Annotated in this window: 19 protein-coding genes and 1 tRNA gene; 15 read left to right on the forward strand and 5 right to left on the reverse strand. The window is 55.5% G+C overall.

The features are described from left to right. A complete protein-coding gene (locus J4P41_RS03620; RefSeq protein WP_426066147.1) occupies positions 1 to 1,812 on the reverse strand; it encodes an ABC-F family ATP-binding cassette domain-containing protein in 1,812 nt (603 codons plus the stop codon). A 58-nt stretch (positions 1,813 to 1,870) separates the two neighbouring features. Beyond that, positions 1,871 to 2,602: a response regulator gene (locus J4P41_RS03625; protein WP_426066148.1), complete on the reverse strand. Its 732-nt coding sequence runs from the start codon at positions 2,600 to 2,602 to the stop codon at positions 1,871 to 1,873. 127 nt (positions 2,603 to 2,729) lie between these two features. Here J4P41_RS03625 and J4P41_RS03630 point away from each other — a divergent pair, with 127 nt between their 5' ends. The 8 genes from J4P41_RS03630 (at position 2,730) to recQ (ending at position 12,047) form a co-directional block, all read left to right on the forward strand. After that, positions 2,730 to 3,302 (forward strand): sigma-70 family RNA polymerase sigma factor, encoded by a 573-nt coding sequence (locus tag J4P41_RS03630; protein WP_426066149.1) that lies wholly within the window; start codon positions 2,730 to 2,732, stop codon positions 3,300 to 3,302. 122 nt (positions 3,303 to 3,424) lie between these two features. Next, complete coding sequence (locus J4P41_RS03635; RefSeq protein WP_023942495.1) at positions 3,425 to 4,000, forward strand: sigma-70 family RNA polymerase sigma factor; 576 nt, start codon at positions 3,425 to 3,427, stop codon at positions 3,998 to 4,000. A 204-nt stretch (positions 4,001 to 4,204) separates the two neighbouring features. Beyond that, positions 4,205 to 4,378, forward strand: coding sequence for a NepR family anti-sigma factor (locus J4P41_RS03640; protein ID WP_023942497.1), 174 nt, complete (start codon positions 4,205 to 4,207; stop codon positions 4,376 to 4,378). A 91-nt stretch (positions 4,379 to 4,469) separates the two neighbouring features. Next, entirely contained in the window at positions 4,470 to 6,248 is a 1,779-nt protein-coding gene (locus J4P41_RS03645; protein ID WP_426066150.1) for a sensor histidine kinase, read from the forward strand. Between the two features lie 109 nt (positions 6,249 to 6,357). Beyond that, positions 6,358 to 8,046 carry a thiol reductant ABC exporter subunit CydD gene (cydD, locus tag J4P41_RS03650; protein WP_426066151.1) on the forward strand — a complete coding sequence of 563 codons (1,689 nt, stop codon included), beginning with the start codon at positions 6,358 to 6,360 and terminating at the stop codon, positions 8,044 to 8,046. Next, positions 8,043 to 9,716, forward strand: a complete 1,674-nt coding sequence (cydC, locus tag J4P41_RS03655) for a thiol reductant ABC exporter subunit CydC (RefSeq protein WP_426066152.1) — start codon at positions 8,043 to 8,045, stop codon at positions 9,714 to 9,716. The genes cydD and cydC overlap by 4 nt, the downstream gene beginning before the upstream one ends. A gap of 59 nt (positions 9,717 to 9,775) precedes the next feature. Next, positions 9,776 to 10,183, forward strand: coding sequence for an OmpA family protein (locus J4P41_RS03660; protein ID WP_426066153.1), 408 nt, complete (start codon positions 9,776 to 9,778; stop codon positions 10,181 to 10,183). Positions 10,184 to 10,196: 13 nt separating this feature from the next. Beyond that, on the forward strand, positions 10,197 to 12,047 hold the full coding sequence (recQ, locus tag J4P41_RS03665; RefSeq protein ID WP_426066154.1) for a DNA helicase RecQ: 1,851 nt from the start codon (positions 10,197 to 10,199) through the stop codon (positions 12,045 to 12,047). Positions 12,048 to 12,063: 16 nt separating this feature from the next. Here recQ and J4P41_RS03670 read toward each other — a convergent pair whose 3' ends face one another. Then, positions 12,064 to 12,528: a copper chaperone PCu(A)C gene (locus J4P41_RS03670; protein WP_211568719.1), complete on the reverse strand. Its 465-nt coding sequence runs from the start codon at positions 12,526 to 12,528 to the stop codon at positions 12,064 to 12,066. Positions 12,529 to 12,635: 107 nt separating this feature from the next. Between J4P41_RS03670 and nrdR the strand changes: the two genes are divergently transcribed. From nrdR to thiL, 3 genes are read left to right on the forward strand one after another with little or no spacing between them, the layout of a single operon-like run. Next, positions 12,636 to 13,139 carry a transcriptional regulator NrdR gene (nrdR, locus tag J4P41_RS03675; protein WP_426066155.1) on the forward strand — a complete coding sequence of 168 codons (504 nt, stop codon included), beginning with the start codon at positions 12,636 to 12,638 and terminating at the stop codon, positions 13,137 to 13,139. Next, positions 13,136 to 13,618, forward strand: coding sequence for a transcription antitermination factor NusB (gene nusB / locus J4P41_RS03680; RefSeq protein ID WP_010501611.1), 483 nt, complete (start codon positions 13,136 to 13,138; stop codon positions 13,616 to 13,618). Before nrdR ends, nusB begins: the two co-directional genes overlap by 4 nt. A 3-nt stretch (positions 13,619 to 13,621) precedes the next feature. Beyond that, a complete protein-coding gene (gene thiL, locus J4P41_RS03685) occupies positions 13,622 to 14,569 on the forward strand; it encodes a thiamine-phosphate kinase (protein WP_426066156.1) in 948 nt (315 codons plus the stop codon). Positions 14,570 to 14,592: 23 nt separating this feature from the next. On the opposite strand, the gene J4P41_RS03690 is transcribed toward thiL, so the two are convergent. Then, complete coding sequence (locus J4P41_RS03690) at positions 14,593 to 15,762, reverse strand: hypothetical protein (RefSeq protein ID WP_062503087.1); 1,170 nt, start codon at positions 15,760 to 15,762, stop codon at positions 14,593 to 14,595. Positions 15,763 to 15,914: 152 nt separating this feature from the next. Between J4P41_RS03690 and J4P41_RS03695 the strand changes: the two genes are divergently transcribed. Together J4P41_RS03695 and glk are read left to right on the forward strand one after the other, a co-directional pair. Then, positions 15,915 to 16,718: an SDR family NAD(P)-dependent oxidoreductase gene (locus J4P41_RS03695; RefSeq protein WP_023942522.1), complete on the forward strand. Its 804-nt coding sequence runs from the start codon at positions 15,915 to 15,917 to the stop codon at positions 16,716 to 16,718. 91 nt (positions 16,719 to 16,809) lie between these two features. After that, the gene (glk, locus tag J4P41_RS03700; RefSeq protein WP_426066157.1) at positions 16,810 to 17,778 is read left to right on the forward strand and encodes a glucokinase; all 969 of its coding nucleotides are present in this window, start codon (positions 16,810 to 16,812) and stop codon (positions 17,776 to 17,778) included. A gap of 48 nt (positions 17,779 to 17,826) precedes the next feature. Here the strand turns inward: glk and J4P41_RS03705 are convergent. Further along, positions 17,827 to 17,900, reverse strand: a tRNA-Cys gene (locus J4P41_RS03705). A 152-nt stretch (positions 17,901 to 18,052) separates the two neighbouring features. Here J4P41_RS03705 and J4P41_RS03710 point away from each other — a divergent pair. Together J4P41_RS03710 and J4P41_RS03715 are read left to right on the forward strand one after the other, a co-directional pair. After that, on the forward strand, positions 18,053 to 19,510 hold the full coding sequence (locus tag J4P41_RS03710) for a TolC family outer membrane protein (RefSeq protein ID WP_023942526.1): 1,458 nt from the start codon (positions 18,053 to 18,055) through the stop codon (positions 19,508 to 19,510). 36 nt (positions 19,511 to 19,546) lie between these two features. Continuing rightward, a complete protein-coding gene (locus tag J4P41_RS03715) occupies positions 19,547 to 20,038 on the forward strand; it encodes a DUF2497 domain-containing protein (protein ID WP_023942528.1) in 492 nt (163 codons plus the stop codon). Positions 20,039 to 20,054: the final 16 nt, after the last annotated feature.

Here is a 20,054-nt window from a genome sequence, read left to right on the forward strand (position 1 = left end):
TCATTGAGATTGTAACTCTTCCTTCTTGACCTCCAGCTCCAGCCACTGCTCTTCAGCTTCTGTCAGAGCATTTTCTGCGGCATGAAGAGCATCGCTGATTTTCGCAAATTTGGCAGGGTCACGCGTATAAAGAGCAGGATCAGCCAGAGCTTCTCTATACGTAACGATCTCTTTCTCCAGCTTGGCCATTTTTCCGGGAAGAAGATCAAGTGCCCGCTTGTCGTTATAACTGAGCTTTGTCTGCTTCTTTTCTGATTTTACGACATTTTTAGTCTCAGGATTAACGAACGCCTTCTCGTCAACATTTCTCTCTGTGGGGGCTTCGCCACGTCGTTGAACCAGCATGTCAGAATACCCGCCTGCATACTCAATCCAATGACCATCCCCTTCTGACACCAGAACGGAGCCCGCCACCCGGTCCAGAAAATCACGGTCATGGCTGACGAGCAGAACTGTACCCGCATAATCAGCCAGCATCTCCTGCAACAGATCAAGCGTCTCAAGATCGAGATCGTTGGTTGGCTCATCCAGCACCATGAGACTGGAAGGTTTGGCCAAAGCGCAAGCAAGGGCCAAACGGCCGCGTTCTCCCCCCGACAACTTGCCAACAGGCGTACGAGCCTGCTCGGGCCGGAACATGAAGTCTTTCATGTATCCAATAACATGCCGCTTCTCAGTCCCGACCTGGACCATATCGCCGCTTCCGCCCGTCAGGGTATCAGAAAGCGTTTTAGCGGGATCCAGACTTTCACGCTGCTGATCCAGCGTCACCATGGCAACAGACGGCCCGATATAGACCGAGCCTTCCTGAGGAGCCATTCGCCCCGTCAGCAGTCGAATAAGTGTCGTCTTGCCAGCACCGTTTGCCCCGACCAGTCCAAGTCGGTCCCCACGAAGTATCTTGAGATCAAGATTTTTGACGATCTGCCGGTCGTCATAAGACCACCCTAGCTTCTCGGCGCCAATCGTGATTTTTCCAGCTCCGTCGGCCTCAGTAGCAGCCATCCGAAGCGTACCAGTGCCGCGCGAAGCCATTTCCCGACGGTTGTTTCTCAATGTCGCGAGTTCCGCCACACGGCGCACGTTCCGCTTTCGCCGAGCCGTTACACCATATCGCATCCAGTCTTCTTCACGGGCGATCTGACGATCCAACTTGTGAGCATCGCGCTCTTCCTGCTCCAGAACCTCGTCTCGCCAGGTTTCATAGCGAGAAAATCCTTGGTCCAGACGGCGCGTCTTACCCTGCTCAAGCCAGACCACACTGCGAGACAGCGTTTCCAGAAGACGACGGTCATGGCTGATGACAATCATGGCACAGCGGGACGCAGCCAGCTCTTTTTCGAGCCATGTGATTGTTGGCAGATCAAGATGGTTGGTCGGTTCATCCAAAAGCAACAGGTCCGGCTCAGCCGCCAGCGCCCGGGCAAGCGCACAACGACGCACTTCACCGCCTGAAAGCCGCTCGCAGCCTTCGTCACCTGTCATACCAAGTTCGGACAGCATGGCGCGGGCACGATAATGCTCCGTATCGTCCAGACCGTCAGCGACATAATGAAATGTAGAAGGATAGGCAGAGAGATCCGGCTCCTGGGCCAGATAATGGACCTTCACCCCCGGCTGAACGAAACGCGTTCCGTCGTCAGCGACGATATCACCCGCTGCTATTTTGAGGAGCGTGGATTTGCCCGAGCCGTTCCGCCCAACAAGGCAGATACGTTCCCCCGGCAAGACGCCAAGCTCCGCTCCATCAAGGAGCGGGCGCCCGCCAAGAGTGTAGGTAATATTCTGGAGAAGGAGGATAGGTGCCGACATGCCTCCTATGTGTCGCAGGAGACGTCAGCCCGCAAGGCTCCCAATTCCTGTTTTCAACTCAAACCGGCTCTACGCCACCTGTTACGGCCTGATACGTCGCAACAGCCAGAGCCAACGGCTCAAACGGCTTCGTAATCACGAAGGAAGGCTCGTGCGCTTCCCCGGTCAAAAGACGCTCGGGATAGGCCGTTACAAAAATAACAGGTGTTTCGTGCGTCTTAAGGATACGACCTACAGCGTGCATACCGTCTCCACCGCCACCCAGATTGATATCGGCAAGTATCAGGCCTGGCTTTGTCTCGGCGGCCAATTTGACCGCATCGGCCTCTGTATGAGCTACGCCAGCAATCTTGTGACCACACCGTTCAACGAGATCCTGAATATCCATCGCAATTATGGGCTCATCCTCAATGATGAGCACTGATGTCTGGGCAATCCCCTGCAAAGCCTGACGGGCAACTCCAAGTTCACTTGCTGCCTCGTCTTCAGAAATGGACAATGCACGCGCAGCAGAAGCCAGTGACTGCTCCTCCAGAGACGTCAGAAGCAACAAGGCTCTCTGGGTTAACGTCATACCGGCCTGCGAGGCAGACTTGTGAGAAAATTCCTGCACAAGCTTACCATAGAGAGCCAATCGGGCAGGGAGATCTGCTTCTCCTTCAGCCAGTAAATCTTTCAGAGCGCTGGCAACCAGACGATCTCCGTGCGCCTGATCCCCGGCCAGCGCACGAGCAAAACGACGGGCATAAGGCAGCGCCGCGATAAGTTCCTGACGTGCCGTGTCAGTCATGAGTTCTTGGCCTCTTGCAGAATGGTCGCACGGAAACCTTATGAAGAGCTATCCGTTTGCGGCAATTGATTAATCATGACACGACCAGCATGACGCGCCTAGTGTTCGTTATCCGGTCGCACCTCACATGTTCCTTTGGAAGGACAGTCCTCTGACAAACCCTGTTTCCGGCACGATACCGGCTCCGCAGGAGAGAAGAGGATCTTCCTTCCATCAGGAACTCCTCAAAACACTACCCGACCTTCGCGGTTTTGCGCGTTTTTTAACCCGCGATGCGACGGCAGCGGATGATCTTGTGCAAGATACGGTCGTGCGGGCTCTCGCAGCCCAGACTCAGTTCGAAACAGGAACCACGCTCAAGGCGTGGCTGTTCACAATTCAGAGAAATGCCTTTTACGAGCAACGCAGGCGTTTTTCCCGCGAACAGGAGATCATGCAGGATTTCGAACTCGATATGCCCGTCTCTTCCGAAGCTCCTTCAATGCAAAGCGCAAGAGATGCCATCACAGATCTCGGGGAAATTCTTTGGAAACTGCCAGACCTTCTGCGGGAAGCCATCATCCTGGTCGGCGCGCAGGAGCTTTCATATGAAGATGCAGCCTGTATTTGCAATGTTCCTGCCGGCACCATGAAAGCAAGGGTGTCTCGCGCCAGAAGCCAGTTAGCGGCTCTAACAACAGACAGTTCACTCGAAAATTAAGCGTAACTCATTGTTAAAAAACAATTCCCAAGAAAAATAGAAAAATTTTCCATCTGAATGCAACGATCCTGAAGTTCCGTTCATTGATCCCATGAAACAGGACGAAATCAGGAGTATTTCCCATGACGTTCCATGACCAGGTTATTGCCATTCTTCCGAAGCTTCGCGTTCAGGCCCTTTCCCTGACCCGCAACCGCGCAGCAGCAGAAGATCTGGTTCAGGATGCTGTGTGCAATGCTCTTGCCGCCCAGAACAGCTTTATACCCGGCACCAATTTTTCTGCCTGGATGCATCGTATCCTTCGCAATCGCTTCATCTCCGATCTGCGCAAACGCCGTGAGACAACGGATATCGACGATGTGCCAGCATCCAACTTTGCAAGTCCGGCCACACATGAAGACAGTCTTGCATTGAAAGACCTTTCTCTTGCTCTGTCGCGCCTTCCGGCTGACCAGAGGGAAGCGCTCGTCATGGTTGTTATTCAGGGTATGAGCTATGAAGCTCTGGCAGAAGCTACGGACTGCGCCGTTGGTACAGCAAAAAGTCGCGTTTTCCGCGCACGTCGTCAGCTTGAAGCATGGATGACGGGAGAAATGCCCAGCAACGACAAGCTCCGCGTCAAGGTAAAAGCGCTGCGTGAAGCGATTGATGCCCGCCATCGCGACGGCAAGTCTGCAGATGATTTGTTTCTTTCCTGAGCGGATATGAACTTTTAGCCTTGCACGGACGTTAAAAAATCGTCCATTTCGGAATTAAGGCAATTGCGGCAGGTCTGCTGTATTTTGTAAACATTCCGTCGCTGCCTCATTCATCGGCTTCTGATAAGGTCGACCGACGGCAGGCAGCCCGCAGGGACAGAAGCGACTGTTCTCCTTTGTCACAGAGAGGCTCAGGACTATAAAATGACCGGAGGAGACAAGTCCCAATCCTCATCCGGAAAACCAAAAGTTGAAGAGAACGATTCTCCTTTTGGTATCTGGCTGAGCCGCGGACTTCATCAGCTCTTTGACGATGTTGCGAACGAACCTATTCCTGACGAGCTCCTCAAGCTTATCGAAGAAGACCGCAACAAGTGAAAAAATCTCTAGCCCGACCTGAGATATCGGGTCGGCGGTCTCAAGGGGCCTGATCATTCCTTACCGCAGAATGATTTTTCGCAGTGTGAGAATGCTAGACACTGTCAGTGCCCGTGTCATGGCACTCATTGTCGCAACAACTTTGCCACTGGCCACCATTGCGGGACTGCTTGCCTGGCATAATTATCAGGAAAATGTAGGGAATGCGCTTTCTCGCACCGAGAAAGACGCCCAAACCGCCCTCTCTGAACTATCCAGCGATATGGACCAGACCCATACCGCTCTGGATATGCTCGCAGAGGGAAACATCTCCCCTGACAATGCTCTTAGGGAATTTGCTCTCGTACAAACCATCTCCCAGCATCACTATTGTTCACTGGTTCTTACGGATGCAGACGGTCGCCCTGTCGTGGTTCTACCACCACCGTCATCTCAAGACCCGGCAATCTGCACTTCGAGCGAACTGCTTCCTATTCTTTATGACGGCGCTCATCGGCCCAATATTGGCGTAGACGTTCTGAAGGGCAAACGCGGCCCACTCATCCGCTTCGTTGTCCCACTGATGAATCAGGGCGCCATTACCGGTTATATCGTAGCGGTACGAACGCTTGGATGGCAAAGAAGCCACCTGCCAATGGGAGATGGCCGACTTCTTCTGGGCGTCAATGACAATGCCCGTCATCTTCTATTGATGGGGGATCAAGCGATCTTTTCGCTTTTCCCTGATCATCCCGACATCCCTGAACTTCCTGCAGCAGTTCACGAGCGCCTTAAAGCAGACTTTACAAGACATGCCTTGCACGATGCTTTTACGATCAAAGGCACGACTTATGTTCTTCAGAATGCATATGGCCCCGTCAGCCTCCTTGTCGCCACCGAGCGCACACATGAAGAAAGCAGAGCTCTTAATATCTTCCTTATTCGGGTGGGGTTAATTGCAGGACTGCTAGCACTGGAATTGATCGCCGTTGCCCTTGCAGCCCGGACCTTTCTTGTAGAGCCTCTGGAACGCCTTGCTCTTGCCGTCGCAGAATGGAGGAGGGGGGCCCCGTTTGACCCCCGGATCAACCGCTCGATCCCGCTGGAAATACGCCATCTTGAACGTGCGTTTCTCCGCGCAACACGTCGCCTGACACGTCATGAGCAGGAACTGGAAAAATCCGCCCATCATCAGGATATGCTGATTCGGGAAATCCACCATCGCGTTAAAAACAATCTTCAGGTCATTGCGTCCCTGCTGAATCTACAGGCAAGTCGTATCCGTTCCCATGAAGCCCGCGAGGAATTCAGACTTGTGCGGGACAGGGTCAGAGCGCTCGCCACCCTTCATCGCTATCTTTATTCAGAGAATGGCTTATCGGCGCTCGACGTTCAGAGCTTCCTCGAAGAATTATGTTCCATCCTGTTCTCTGCTCACAACATGAATACGCAGACTCGTATTCGGCTGAAGCTGGACATTGAGCATGTTCTGATCTCACCGGATCAGGCAGTCCCGGTGGCACTGATTGTCACAGAAGTCGTCAGCAATGCTCTTCGGTATGCATTTCCTGGAAACCGATCAGGCGCTATCAGCATTTCGCTTCGTCGCGTCCCCAATCCTCCTCCGGAAAAAGAAGGGCTCGTTGAACTTGAACTTGGAGATAACGGGATTGGCCTGGACGCCGCCCGCGCCTCCGAGTCCCGCACGCGGCGCGAAGGCATAGGCATTCAGTTGATCCGTGGCTTTGCGCGACAAATCAACGCAGACCTGTTGATCAACAATGATGGTGGCACCTGGTATAATCTAAAGTTTGTTCCCGCTGATCCCGTGCCGACCGCGGTCGCCATCGCGCAGCAGGCAATCAACAGAGACGATTCGCCCATCTCGTAAGGCGTACCGGAGTTCCGACTCCTGAAAATGGGCATAAAAATCTAAATAAGCTGCAAGAAATGCGTCGAAGGCTGTCTTACAGCAATTTTGCGACCTATATGCAGGGATCATGAAGGCCGATAAAACAATCGCAAAAGCGTGGATCAAGGCGCAGGGACGAGCCAGCCGTTCCAGCACTTCCATCGTAGTGATCCTCGGACTGCTCTCGACCCTGCTGGGTCTTCTGCAGGCATGGGCTCTAGCCCGGACACTTGCTTCCATCCTGACATCCCACTCCGCCGGTGCAGCACCAGCGATCGGAATGTTTCTACTGGCCAGTCTGCTTCGAATAGGACTGGGTGTTATTCAGGAGGTCATGGCCTCACGCTCAAGCCTTTCTGCGCGTCGTCGGTTACGCTCGGAAATTCTTGCGCGTATTCTTGGGGAAGGGCCCGCTCTTCTTCGCCGTCAACACAGCTCCGTCATCGCCTCAACTCTGGTCGATCGCGTAGAAGCTTTGGACGGGTATTTTGCACGCTGGCTGCCTGCTTCAGCCCTTTGGCTGGTTTCTCAATGGATCGTGGTTGCGGCTGTCTTTTGGCAAAATCATCAAGCGGGCGTTCTTCTTGCGATCTGTTGCGCCACTTTGCCTGTTTTCCAGGCTATCTTCGGCATCGCTACAGCCGTCGCGTCCCGCAAGCAGTTTTTGGCCATGACCCGCCTTCAGACGCGATTTCTGGACCGCGTCAAAGGAATTGCAACCATTGTTCTGTCGGGGGGTACGGAGCGTGAGACACAGGCATTGGCCAACAGTGCCGATGATCTGCGTCTACGGACAATGAAAGTACTCCGCATCGCTTTCCTCGCATCTGCAACGACAGATGTGGCTATGGTTGTCGCTCTCGTACTGATTGTCATCACACAGAGCCATAGTCTCAGCAGTTCGACGCCGGAACTGACCCTGACCCGCGCTCTTTATGCAATCCTGTTGGTGCCAGAAGCGTTCGCGTCTTTCCGTGCTCTTTCTGCGGCTTATCAGGACAGAGCCCATGCGTCAGCCGCAGCAGAAGCCATGCATGCACTCGCTCCCATGCCGGAAGAAAGCCATGTTGTGGATTGTTCTGCCACAGACGCACCAGCCGGCCTGGCGATTATGACAGAAAACCTTTCTTTCGCATGGACCGAAGAACGCGGCCCCGTCATTCACGACGTCAGCTTTGATCTTCCCGCTGGTGAAACACTGATCCTGGAAGGCCCATCCGGATCAGGAAAATCAACGCTCCTTGAGCTGCTTCTTGGCTTTGTTGCCCCATCCGAAGGGTCGATCTTCCTCGGCAGCCAGAACATGGCCAACATGACGCCCCGTCAAATCTCTGCACAGATCAGCTGGATTGGACAGAAACCTGTTCTATTTGCTGGCACGATCAGAGAAAATATTCTCTTTGCCAGACCTGAAGCTTCTGAACAGGAACTGAATGCAGCGATTTCTGCTGCAGCGGTGGACCATTATCTCTCCATGCTTCCGGAAGGACTTGAAACACGTATCGGTGAGGGAGGCTTCGGTCTCTCCGGGGGGCAGGCGCAGCGTATTGCCATCGCGCGGGCATTCCTCAAAAACGCACCGATCCTGCTTCTGGACGAACCTACGTCGCACCTTGACCCGATAACAGAAGCTGAAATTCTGGAAAGCCTTCACACATTGGCGCAGGGACGAACAGTTGTTCTCTGTACGCACTCCGCACAGGCTCGACAATTCCATGGACGACACCTCGTTCTGAACAAAGGGCACGCCATCTCCTACACGGAGGAAGCCGCATGAGCGCCTCTTTTCAGTCCGAGCATCCCAAAAATGGAACAGCTCTTTCCCGCGTCATCCAGATCTGGAAGCCAAATTATGGCCGCCTGATAACCGGTGGCATTATCGCAGAACTGGCTGTGTGCTCCGGCCTGCTTCTAATGGGACAGGCAGGAAGCCGCGTCGCCGCAGCGGCTGTCGGTGTCGCCGCTGGATCAATGCTGCTGCAGATCGCTGGCTCCTCCCAGATCGTTCTCCGTTATTTTGAACGGCTCTACACACACGACGCCATGTTCCGCGCGCTGTCTGATCTACGTGTGTGGTTTTACCGCCGATTGGCTGGAGGGGCAGCAGCAGGTCTCGGCTTCCAGAGGTCAGGCGATCTCCTGTCGCGGCTGGTGTCTGATGTGCAGACGCTGGACAATCTTTATCTTCGCATCCTGATTCCACTGGCAGCAGCCATTCTGACACTTCCTGTCGCAACCATTGTCTGGCTGAAAACAGGCGTATTGCCCGGCCTGATCACAGGAGGAGTATTTGCCATTCTGGCATTCGTCCTGCCTTGGATCGCTGCGCGCCTGTCAAGAAAATTCGGCCCCAACATTCTTCATGCAGATGCGGACCTCCGAGTAGCAGCCCTGGATCTCGCTTCCGGCTTACGGGAAGCAAGAGCTTTTGGTGCTGAAGACGTGCTGGCAAACGCCGTAACACAGCGTCAGGATGCTCTATTTGCCGCGCAACAGCGTCAGGCGCTTCGTATGGCACTGACAAACGGGCTGGCAGGCCTGATCGCAAAGGCCGGAATCGCAGTTATCCTGTGCGCCGTCGCTGGCCTGATCTTTCAGCAATCCGCACCAGTTGTCGGTATTGCAGCCCTGTTTGTCGCCATTACAGCTCTGGATGGCGTCACAGGCCTGTCCCGCGCAGGCCTCCTGTACGGACAGGTCTCACACGCGGCAGAACGTATCATGGAAGTGGCCGAGCGTGGCTCTCAAGTTCCTGAAGGAACAGCAGCCCTGCCGGCCCGTCATGACATCCGCGTAGAGAATGTGACCTTCCGCTGGACGCCCGACCGGGCACCCGTTTTTCAGGATCTGACACTCACTCTTCGTGAAGGGGAACGCGCTGCTCTGATTGGCCCTTCAGGCGCCGGAAAGTCGAGCCTCGCCGCTCTGCTCCTCAAGGTCATCGCTCCAGAAAAAGGCAAGATTCTGCTGGGCGGAACAGATATCGCAACACTTCAGAACGAAACCCTGCGTTCTCAAGTCGCGTGGCTCTCCCAGTCCAGTCATCTTTTTGATGACACCATCCGCGATAATCTGCTTCTCGGCCGCACGGATCTCTCCGAAGATGCGCTGTGGACCGCCCTGGAGCACGCGAAAATCGCAGATACGGTTCGGAACCTTCCGGATGGTCTCGACACATGGATTGGCGAAAGTGGTTCCAAGCTTTCTGGCGGGCAGGGGCGACGTATTGCACTCGCCCGCGTCCTGCTTTCGGACGCTCCCGTGCTTATTCTGGACGAACCAGCCACCGGCCTGGACGCAGACACAGAAAAAGCCTTTCTGGAAACCCTGAACAATGTTGGAGATGGTCGAAGCGTGCTACTGATCGCCCACCGCCTGACAGGCGTTGAGAAGCTGGACCGAATCTGGCGTCTCGAGAACGGACACGTTGTTTCAAGCGCAGGTTGACCAGCCTTTGCCGACAAGGCACCTAGAGGCCTCAATCCTTTCTTTCAGGACGTTACGCCATGGTTCGTATTCTTTCTTCCATCCGTCTTGCGGCTCCGGCTCTCGTCCTGACCGCCGCCCTGGCTGGCTGCGCGGAGCAGCCCTCCCGCGACAGCTATGTCGTGTTCTTTGACCGTGACTCCGTGACCCTCAGCCCTGTTGCCCAGGCTGTCGTCACGAAGGCTGCAACGGCTGCACGCAACGAAAACGCAAAGACCATTCGTGTGGCAGGTTCCGCTGGCATGAATGGCGACCCGGCAGTTCTGAAGGAACTGGCTGACAGCCGTGCACAGGCCGTCGCCACCCAGCTCGCCAATGATGGTATAAACGGCGCGAAAATTGAAATCCGTCCAGAGCCGGAAACAACGATTGACGCCTCACACGTTGCACTGCGCCGCGTCTCCATCACCATCAATCCGAACCAGTGATCCGGCGTCCGGAGTGACGGAGGGATCTCTGAACCCTACGCCCAGTCCGGGCCGTAATCCCGAACAGGTCCTGTCGGATGTGTTCGGGTTTTCCGGTTTCCGCGGTCTTCAGGGAGAAGCCGTAGAAACCGTTATGCGCGGTGAGGACGTTCTCGTTCTCATGCCGACCGGTGGCGGAAAAAGTCTCTGCTATCAGGTTCCAGCCCTGTGCCGAAATGGCATGGGCATCGTTGTTTCCCCCCTGATCGCCTTGATGGACGATCAGGTCGCAGGTCTTCGTCAACTTGGTATTCGTGCAGCCGCTCTCCATTCGGAACTGGAGACAGAAGAGCGGGAAATCCTGCGCGACGATCTGCGAAACAACAAGATCGACATCCTCTACATTTCGCCCGAAAGGCTTCTTCAGCCTGGAACCGGCAATTTCCTGTCAAAGCGCCAGATCTCTCTGATCGCAATTGACGAAGCACACTGCGTCTCCGCCTGGGGACATGAATTTCGTCCCGAATATCGCGCTCTTGCGTCCTTGCCGGAACTTTTCCCCAATGTTCCCCGCATTGCTCTGACGGCCACGGCCGACCCCAGAACACGGGATGATATTCTCAATGTTCTGGGGATGCCCGACGCACGGGTTCTGATGGCCAGTTTTCACCGGCCTAACCTGTTTGTGGAAGCACGCCCCAAAGGTGGCGAAAGCAAGCAGTTGCTCGAAGCGCTGGAAAGCCATCGCACCGGAGCAGCCATCGTCTACTGCGGCAGCAGGAACAAGACCGAGCGCACGGCAACCATGCTACGGGAAAAAGGTCTGACGGCTCTTCCGTATCATGCGGGCCTGTCTCCCATAGAGAAGCGTGCAACCCTCATGCGCTTTCGCTCTGGTGAAGACATGGTGATCGTTGCCACGATTGCGTTTGGCATGGGGATTGACCGGCCAGACGTCCGCTGCGTGATCCATCTGGATATGCCGTCTTCGCCGGAAGCCTATTACCAGCAGATTGGGCGGGCAGGGCGTGACGGAGAAAAGTCCGATACACTTCTGCTGTATGGCGGTGAGGATATGGCACGGGCTCGCCACTGGCTGGAACAGTCCAATGCGCCAGACAACGAGAAACGTGTCATGCAATCCCGACTGGAAAGCATGATTGCTCTTACCGAAACCACAGGATGCCGAACACAGGCTCTCCTGGCCTGTTTTGGTGAAAATCTGTCAGAGCCCTGTGGACATTGCGACAACTGCATCACGCCTGTCTCCACCTTCGATGGGACAGAGGCGGCCCAGAAAGTCCTGTCCGCGATTTACCGTACCGGTCAGCGTCTTGGAGCCGTTCAACTGACGAACGTACTTCGAGGCAAGACGAACGAAACCATCGAACGCCACGCCTATCAGCATTTATCCGTGTTCGGGATCGGCAAGGATCAGACGGAAAACTGGTGGCGAGCGGTTGTCAGGCAACTGATTGCGCGGGGTGCCATCCGCACCCATGGCGAACATGGCAGTCTGGCTCTTCAAACAGACATCGCACGCCCGATCCTGCGCGGAGACGAGAGAATTCGGCTGCGTCAGGATACGCGCCAGAGCCTGATCGCCCGCACACCGTCCAGCAATCAGGAAAACGAGAGTCTGTCGGCTGAAGAAAAAACCGTGTTCGATGCACTGCGCCAGTGGAGACTTTCAGAAGCCCGGGAGCAGGAAATCCCGCCTTATGTCATTTTCCACGACTCTGTTCTACGGGACATCGCCCGGGAGCATCCGGTGAGCCATCAGGAGCTTGCCAGCATCAAAGGCGTGGGAACATCCAAGCTCGACCGGTATGGCGAATCGGTTCTGGCCGTCATCAAGGAAATCTCGGCCAAGATCATGGCCTGAGACTTCCCGGAGTTGATTATACGGGCTTGACCGTAAACCCGATCGTAATGCTGTCCCCATCGAGGAACTGGAAGGTAAACGGAATTTTCTCTCCCTGCTGCAAAGGCTTCGTGATGCCGCCGCACAGCAGGTGATACCCTGAGGGTGGGAAAATCATTTCCGAATTATGGGGAAGGGACAGATGGGAAAACAGATCATTCGTTGCCTGAGTCTGTTCCTGATTGGTGTGGTGTGCGGTGATGCTGGAGCAGACCGGAGACGACACCCCTTTCAGCAGATGATCCGCGCCATCGTCATTGCGAATCGTGAAATAGCCGCTGGCGGAAGACGTATTGTGTGACGAGGGCGAGAGCGTTCCATCCAAAACAACGATTTTCTGGCGGTTATGCTGGGCGGCAGGAAGCGCCCCGGCATCCTGGGCAAAGCCCGGAACCGCAGAAAACGACAACAGGACAGCAAAAGCGGCAGATACCCGTTTCAACGACAGTCTCCTAAGAACAGACAGGCCCGTTTGGGTCGGAACGTATGATCCGGTAAACTGCCTCCAATTCCCCGGCCACCACAAGGCCCGAACAATCAGGACCGTCCATGCGTTGCCCTTTCTGCGGACATGAAGACACTCAGGTGAAGGACAGCCGGTCCAGCGAAGATGGAACGGCCATCCGCCGTCGTCGCGTCTGTTCCGCCTGCACCCAGCGCTTCACGACCGTTGAGCGCGTTCAGCTCCGGGAACTGACTGTCATCAAGGCCGATGGTCGCCGCGCCCCGTTTGATCGGGACAAGCTCGCACGCTCCATTCGCGTGGCACTGCGCAAGCGCCCGGTTGAGGAGGAGCGTCAGGAACGGCTGGTCAACGGACTGGTCCGACAGCTTGAAGCCTCCGGGGAACAGGATATTTCTTCACATCGTATCGGCGAACTTGCCATGGATGCATTGCGTGAGGTGGACGGTGTGGCTTATGTCCGCTTCGCCAGCGTCTATCGCGACTTCCGTGAAGTCGAGGCTTTCTCGAAGATCCTCGCCGACATGAACCCCATTCCCGGGGACGTACACGCGTCCCTGCCGACCAAAGACTCCCAGGAGACACCATGACCGCATCCGACGCGCCCACGAGCCACCCGACGCGCCGCAGCCGGACAATCGCCCGCGTTGCCGCTGTTCAGGCCCTGTTCCAGTGCGAACAGTCTGGCGACAATGCGGAAACCGTTCTCAACCAGTTCCTCCGCCACCGCCGTGTGAGCCCGACAGCCTCGTTCGAAGACGGCCACATTCCCGACGCCGACCTGACTCTGATGCAGGAAATCGTCCGTGGCGTCACGCTGAAGCAGGACAAGGTTGACCACACACTGAGCGATCTTCTTCCAGAGCAGTGGCCAATTTCCCGCCTTGATCCCGTTCTTCGCGGCCTCCTGCGCGCCGCTGTTTTTGAGATTACCGAAACAGACACTCCAGACCGCATCGTCATCAACGAGTATCTGGACGTCGCCCATGGCTTCTTCTTCGGTGACGAACCCAAGATGGTAAATGGTATTCTGGATACCCTGAGTCGTCGCGGTGAAGGCAACGCCTGATCCATGTCGGGCGAATTCAGTTTCATCGCCCGACACTTCCGGCCCCTCGCAGGCCCGGAAAGCCTTGACCTTCGAGACGACTGCGCCCTGATTTCCTGCCCTCCAGGGCAGGAACTGGCCATTTCAACCGACACAATGGTCGAGAACGTCCATTTCCTGTCGGATGATCCGCCGGAAACGCTCGGACGAAAGCTCCTGCGCTGCAATCTGTCAGATATCGCAGCCATGGGAGCAACGCCCTACGCCTACACCCTGAACGTCACCATTCCCCGAAACTCACGTTACAACGATAGCTGGTTCGGCGCCTTTGTAGCCGGGCTATCAGAGGATCAGGCCCGATACAGCGTGACACTTCTCGGAGGTGACACAACCTCCACATCCGGACCTCTGGTTCTCTCGGCTACAGCGTTTGGACGTTTGCACAAGGGAACTGCGCTGCGGCGAAATGGCGCCAGGCCGGGCGACAGCTTATGGGTCACAGGCACAATAGGAGACGCCGCTCTCGGCTTGTTGACCCTTCAGGGAAAAATTTCTGACCCGTCAGGGTTTCTGGCCGATCGCTATCGATTACCGCAACCAAGAACAGGATTGGCACTGAACGGCATCGTGCATGCAGCGATGGATGTCTCAGACGGGCTTATCCAGGATTGCCAGCATATTGCTGAAGAATCTGAAGTGGCCATTGATGTTCTGGCTGAGGCCGTGCCAGCGTCATCAGAAGCAAAGTCGTTGGGACCGGAGTGGTTGGAGCAACGGCTGACAGGGGGGGATGATTACGAACTGCTCCTGGCCTGTGCACCTGAGCAGGAAAACGCCCTGATTGAAATCTGTCAGAAAGCCCACACACCCATAACAAGAATAGGGACTGTGCATTCGGGAAAGGGTGTGCGTGTGCTGGATCAGAACGGGCAGGCCATCCAATTTTTGAAAGGCGGCTGGCAGCACTTCTGAATACTACCAGCGCCTGTGGCACTTCAGCCTTCGATCGCACGCTCATAGAGGCGATACCGCTTGTAAGGATGCGGCACGACGGCTTCTGCAAGATTCTTCATCCGCGTATCGGATTCCTGAATCCACCCAAGCTCGACCCATTTGTAGGGAAGAGACTGACCACGACGGAGCAGCTCTGAAATCGCCAGAGATGGCAGCAGAGACCCGAGCATGGTCCCGTGCAGCTTGCGGGTTACCCCCAACAGGATCACGCGCGCAGAGTGGAACCGATGCAGCCCAAGGCGAACACCAAGCTTCACCCAGCCTAACGGTGAAGGATCACCGCCCAAATCGCCAGCAATATCGTAGAGATTTGGGACAACCAGAGCCATGGCAACAGGCTCTCCATCCTGATCGATCTGTACGTAATGCTCAGGCCGTAGCAACGGCTTGAGCTGATCAATCATAGCCTTCATTTCATAGTCCTGAAGAGGCACAAAGTTGTACTTGCCACTCCAGGCATCATTATAAAGCGTCCGCAGAACCTCCCCCTGATCCGCAATCTGCTTCTTAGAGAGGCGCGTCAGAGAGATCGACCCAAGACGTCCTTCACCAATCGTTAAATCACCCGGAACACGGAAAATCGATTCGCTGTCGTCCGTCAGATCCAGCTTGTAACTCAGCAGGTCTTCCGTGCGCTCATAACCTGCCGCTTCCACCAGTTGACCAAGCAATTTGGGGTGCCAGGGCATCGCAATCATCAGGGGCTGATCCTGCCCCTCAATCATAAGACCGGACTCACCATTTCCGCTCAGTGTCACAGGGCCACGAACGCGCTCCATACCCTGCAACCGCAGCCAATGCCGTGCGGCATCCAGCAAAGCAGCCACAACAGACGCTTCCGGTACAGCATCCAGCGCCCCGAAGGACCCAATTTTCTCGCCCCAGAACTCGATTGCACGATGATCTACAATTGCAGCAATTCGTCCTACCGGGACGTTACCACGCCATGCCAGAAAGTAACGGATGCTGGAGTGACGAAAAATCGCCGCTTTACGGGGGTTAAGGAGATCGTTCTGTTCCAGATCCAGAGAAGGAACAAATCCCGCCATTCCCGCGTAAATACGACGGGGCAGGGTGATGAAGAGCTTCAGATGTGCCCGCGTCGTAACTGGACGGACTACTAGATCATCTTGCGGAGCGGGCGATGTCATAGGGTCGGGCCTTGCACCTCTGGTTGGAAAACAGGTTCCGGAATAAAGGGTAGCGTGCTGTTCAGACACGGGGTCGCATCTTCTGGCACGGGAAGGCTATACCTTTCCACCACCAATCCGACCATGACTTTCAATATATGGATCTTTCTTCCATGACTTCGACACCGCCCAATCGGCCCGGTCTTCAATCCCGCATCCTGATCACCGGGGCCTCAAGCGGCATCGGAGAAGCCCTTGCGCTTCATTATGCACGGGCTGGCACACATCTTGTTCTATGGGGACGAAATCAGACGCGCCTAGATCGTGTCGCCGCACAGGCGGCCAAACACGGGGCGACAACAGAAACTCTGGCGCTGGACCTCTGCGACCCTGAGGCAGCCCTTGAGGCCCTTCGCAAGGCCGATGATACCACTCCAGTCGATATTCTCATTCTCGCTGCGGGCCTGGGCGACATCCGGCCGGAAGGTGAACTCACGGAACTTCCCGAGCAGGTAAAGACAATCTCTCTGGTCAACTTCACGACGCCCGTCACACTGGCGACCGAAATGGCCCGGAGAATGATCACACGGGGAGGAGGGAACATTGCCCTGATAGGCTCTGTAGCGGCATTTCATGATCTGCCCATTGCTACGGCCTATAGCGGCTCCAAAGCAGGCCTGGCCCGGTTCAGCACCGCCCTTCACGCAGCTATGACCCCGCATAACGTCCATATCACGCTAGTCTCTCCCGGCTATGTGGACACACCGATGAGCCAGCGCCTGGAAGGCGCGCGACCTTTCCTCGTTTCCTCCCGAAAAGCCGCCCGCATGATCGCCCGTGCGATCGGCCAGGGCAGGGCCCATCTCCTGTTCCCATGGCCATTTGCACTTGCTCGACTACTGGAAATGCTGGTGCCGCGTCCCATCGCTCATCGCCTGCTGCGCTCTGCAGAAGTGCGACAGAGTGCGTCAAATTAGGAAAAGCAGTATCTCGTTAACTTGACGTCATGCAGCCGGTAAGCGACTGCTTCCACATTGAACCCGCCAGACAGGCCAGAGGAAAGTTGTCATGAGGGAAATCGTTGCAGTCGACATCGGGGGCACCCATGCCCGTTTCGCGATTGCAAGCATCGAGGACGGGAAGGTCATTGAGCTGGGAGAAGCCGTCACCCTGAAATGCGCCGAACACGCCAGTCTCGCGCTTGCATGGGAGGCTTTTGGTCGTTCTCTTGACCGACCAATGCCTAAAGAAGCAGGAATTGCCGTCGCCTGTCCGGTCACAGGCGAAATCCTGAAGATGACCAACAATCCATGGATCATCCATCCGTCCCAACTCGCTCAGCGGCTGTATCTGGACAATTTTGTTCTTGTGAACGATTTCGGTGCTGTCGCTCACGCAGTCGCGCAGGTTGATTCTTCCTTCATGCAGCATCTCTGCGGACCGAATATCGATCTCCCCCCCCAAGGCGCCATTACAATCGTTGGTCCCGGTACAGGACTTGGCGCTGCGTGTCTTCTTCGACGCGGCTCAAAGTATTTTGTCATGGAGACAGAAGGTGGCCATTTGGACTACCCGCCGCTCGACGATGTAGAAGACCGAATTCTGAAGGCTCTGCGTCAACGCTTCCGCCGCGTCTCGGCCGAACGCATTGTGTCCGGGCCAGGTCTGACAAATCTTTATGAAGTGATTGCCGAGCAGCAGGGCCTACCCATTACCCTGCGGGACAACAAGACCCTCTGGCAAAATGCAATGGAAGGCTCAGACACGATTGCCGCTGCCGCTCTCGAACGATTCTGCCTTAGCCTTGGTGCCATTTCTGGTGATCTGGCTCTCGCGCACGGTGCACAGGGCGTAGTGATTGCGGGCGGTCTGGGGTTACGTCTCGCCGGCATTCTTGGAGAGTCCGGATTTGCGGAGCGTTTCGTCGCCAAGGGCCGATTTGAGGCTATGATGAGCGAAATGCCAGTCAAGATCATCACACATCCGCAGCCTGGCCTATTCGGGGCAGCAGCAGCCTATGCAGAAGCTCACTCCTAACGGGGTGAGCAAAACATCCAGATTTTCAAGGGGATAGAAAAGGTCTCCTGGAGGTCCGGGCGGGAATCGAACCCACATTCGCGGATTTGCAGTCCGCTACATCACCATTCTGCCACCGGACCTCGGGGAGACAGGCGCTGTATCGTCTTTCAGAAGCTTTTGGTCAAGAGAGATATTTCAATCAGGAAGATGATTTTTCTTCTTGGAATGAACAGGCTATTAAGATCTGATTCACGAAACGCTGCGATACAGTGTTCAGACGGCAGGATATCTCATGACTTCAGGACGCAACGGCGCAAAGACAATCACTGGTCCTCTCGGACTAGGTCTTCTGACCTTCCTCCTGAGCGGCACCGCTCTTGCTCAGAAATATGACGGGAGCGGCTCGCCAAATTTTGTCCCCCATACGTTGCAGGAAGCCCTTTCCACCGCCTATCTGACCAATCCTACCCTCAGAGAAGAACGTGCGCGCCTTCGCGCAACGGACGAGCAAGTTCCAACAGCCATGGCTGGATGGCACCCCACAATCCAGACGACCATGAATCTGAGCTACTATAATGGTCAGACAAATTACGCTGCTACGGGTGGCTCCCTAGGCAGCAACAACCGCTATCAAACTCCCGGTTACAGCGGTGGCGTCAACATTGCGCAGCCTCTGTATCAGGGCGGAAAAACCCTCGCCAGCATTCATGCAGCGACCAATCAGGTCATGGCGGAACGCGCTAAACTGATCGCAACAGAACAGGAAGTGTTCACCAATGTCGTGAGTGCTTATGTGGGCGTCATTGAAGACGAACAACTCCTTCAATTGGCCATCAACAATGAGCACGTTCTTCAGCAACAGCTTCAGGCTACGGAAGAGCGTTTTCATGTTGGCGAGATCACCCGCACGGATGTCGCGCAGGCGCAAGCCGCTCTGGCAAGTGCGACTGCACAACGGCAGCAGGCAGAAGGTACTCTTCAGAGTGCTCAAGCCACATATCTGCAGATCGTCGGAATTGCAGCAGCCCCTAATCTTGAACCGCCCCAGCCGCTCAATCTGCCGGTAAAAAGCGAGAAAGAAGCGGTTGCACTTGCGGTTCAGAACAACCCCAGTGTCGTCAATGCCCTCTTTGCGGAAGCGCAGCAAAAAGACAACGTTTCTGTTCAGATCTCGGCCATCATGCCGAAGGTCTCAGCGGAACTGAACTATCAACACTCCGTCAACCAAGGGTACAGCCGGTCCCTGACAGACAATAAATACGGTGTCATTGCCTTCCAGATTCCCCTGTATCAAGGTGGATCTGAATATGCCGCCATTCGGAGCGCACGTCAGCAAACACAGGCTGCACACAGGGAAGTCGATGTGCAACGTCGACAGGCTCTCCAAAAAGCTGCGGCAAGCTGGCAGCAGATGGTAGCCTATAAGCAGTCCATCGCCAGCGACCGGGTTGCCATTTCAGCAAACGTGATTGCACTGGACGGTGTGGAACGGCAGGCCCTTGTCGGTACCAGTACAACCCTTGCCGTCTTGCAACAGCAACAGACCCTTCTCTCCGCACAGCAGGCTCTGGTGCAGCATCTCTCCAGTCTGGTGTTGTCGTCCTACTCTGTAGCGGCATCCATTGGCCGGCTGACTGCCTCAGATCTGAAGCTTGGCGTCCCCCTCTATGATGAAAAAGCTTATTACAACGCCGTCAGGAACAAGCTGTGGGGAACAAGCGATTACGCCATCAACCAGCCCGGGCGTTAAAAACTTTCCTGTCAGCCACGGATAATTCTGCAGCCCATGACCTCCTCAGCGCAATCGCCCCCACAAACGGGTCGGGATGACGAAACAATTGAAACCGTTCTCCGCTCGATCCGTCAGATCCTGCATGACGATACAATGAATAAGGATAAGAAGGGTCAGCTTATGACATCGCCCACACCTCAAGATGAGCTTACCCTCGATCCCTCCATGATGGTTTCAGCTCCGCTCACGTCCTCATCGCCCGAGCAGAAGGAAGCTGAGAATACCTCGGCAGATGATCTGATGGGCGCGCAGACCATCGCAGCGGCCGAGCATTCTCTGAAAGATCTTCAGACAGCCTTCAGTGTATCCGGAAACAAAGCCATTCCTTCGGATACCGTCATCAGCAATGGCAGCGGCATGACGATTGAAGATATGGTAAGAACAGAAGTCCGGGCGATGGTCCGAACCTGGATGGACGCCCATCTCCCGTCTCTGGTAGAAATCCTCGTCCGTGCCGAGATTGCGCGCCTTCGCCCCAACAGCTGAAAAGCTCGCATCTTTC

Origin of the sequence: Gluconobacter sp. NFX36 (genome assembly GCF_049887835.1) — a bacterium.
In the GTDB taxonomy this organism is placed as follows: Bacteria; Pseudomonadota; Alphaproteobacteria; order Acetobacterales; family Acetobacteraceae; genus Gluconobacter; species Gluconobacter japonicus_A.

What these genes read in the sequence shown, in the direction of transcription:
- J4P41_RS03635 (WP_023942495.1), top strand. Translation starts at nt 3,425, where the DNA reads ATGACGTTCCATGACCAGGTTATTGCCATTCTTCCGAAGCTTCGCGTT.
- J4P41_RS03640 (WP_023942497.1), top strand. Translation starts at nt 4,205, where the DNA reads ATGACCGGAGGAGACAAGTCCCAATCCTCATCCGGAAAACCAAAAGTT.
- nrdR (WP_426066155.1), top strand. Translation starts at nt 12,636, where the DNA reads ATGCGTTGCCCTTTCTGCGGACATGAAGACACTCAGGTGAAGGACAGC.
- cydD (WP_426066151.1), top strand. Translation starts at nt 6,358, where the DNA reads ATGAAGGCCGATAAAACAATCGCAAAAGCGTGGATCAAGGCGCAGGGA.
- J4P41_RS03690 (WP_062503087.1), bottom strand. Translation starts at nt 15,762, where the DNA reads ATGACATCGCCCGCTCCGCAAGATGATCTAGTAGTCCGTCCAGTTACG.
- J4P41_RS03630 (WP_426066149.1), top strand. Translation starts at nt 2,730, where the DNA reads ATGTTCCTTTGGAAGGACAGTCCTCTGACAAACCCTGTTTCCGGCACG.
- J4P41_RS03620 (WP_426066147.1), bottom strand. Translation starts at nt 1,812, where the DNA reads ATGTCGGCACCTATCCTCCTTCTCCAGAATATTACCTACACTCTTGGC.
- J4P41_RS03710 (WP_023942526.1), top strand. Translation starts at nt 18,053, where the DNA reads ATGACTTCAGGACGCAACGGCGCAAAGACAATCACTGGTCCTCTCGGA.
- J4P41_RS03695 (WP_023942522.1), top strand. Translation starts at nt 15,915, where the DNA reads ATGACTTCGACACCGCCCAATCGGCCCGGTCTTCAATCCCGCATCCTG.
- J4P41_RS03625 (WP_426066148.1), bottom strand. Translation starts at nt 2,602, where the DNA reads ATGACTGACACGGCACGTCAGGAACTTATCGCGGCGCTGCCTTATGCC.
- glk (WP_426066157.1), top strand. Translation starts at nt 16,810, where the DNA reads ATGAGGGAAATCGTTGCAGTCGACATCGGGGGCACCCATGCCCGTTTC.
- nusB (WP_010501611.1), top strand. Translation starts at nt 13,136, where the DNA reads ATGACCGCATCCGACGCGCCCACGAGCCACCCGACGCGCCGCAGCCGG.
- J4P41_RS03660 (WP_426066153.1), top strand. Translation starts at nt 9,776, where the DNA reads ATGGTTCGTATTCTTTCTTCCATCCGTCTTGCGGCTCCGGCTCTCGTC.
- J4P41_RS03645 (WP_426066150.1), top strand. Translation starts at nt 4,470, where the DNA reads ATGCTAGACACTGTCAGTGCCCGTGTCATGGCACTCATTGTCGCAACA.
- thiL (WP_426066156.1), top strand. Translation starts at nt 13,622, where the DNA reads ATGTCGGGCGAATTCAGTTTCATCGCCCGACACTTCCGGCCCCTCGCA.
- J4P41_RS03715 (WP_023942528.1), top strand. Translation starts at nt 19,547, where the DNA reads ATGACCTCCTCAGCGCAATCGCCCCCACAAACGGGTCGGGATGACGAA.
- cydC (WP_426066152.1), top strand. Translation starts at nt 8,043, where the DNA reads ATGAGCGCCTCTTTTCAGTCCGAGCATCCCAAAAATGGAACAGCTCTT.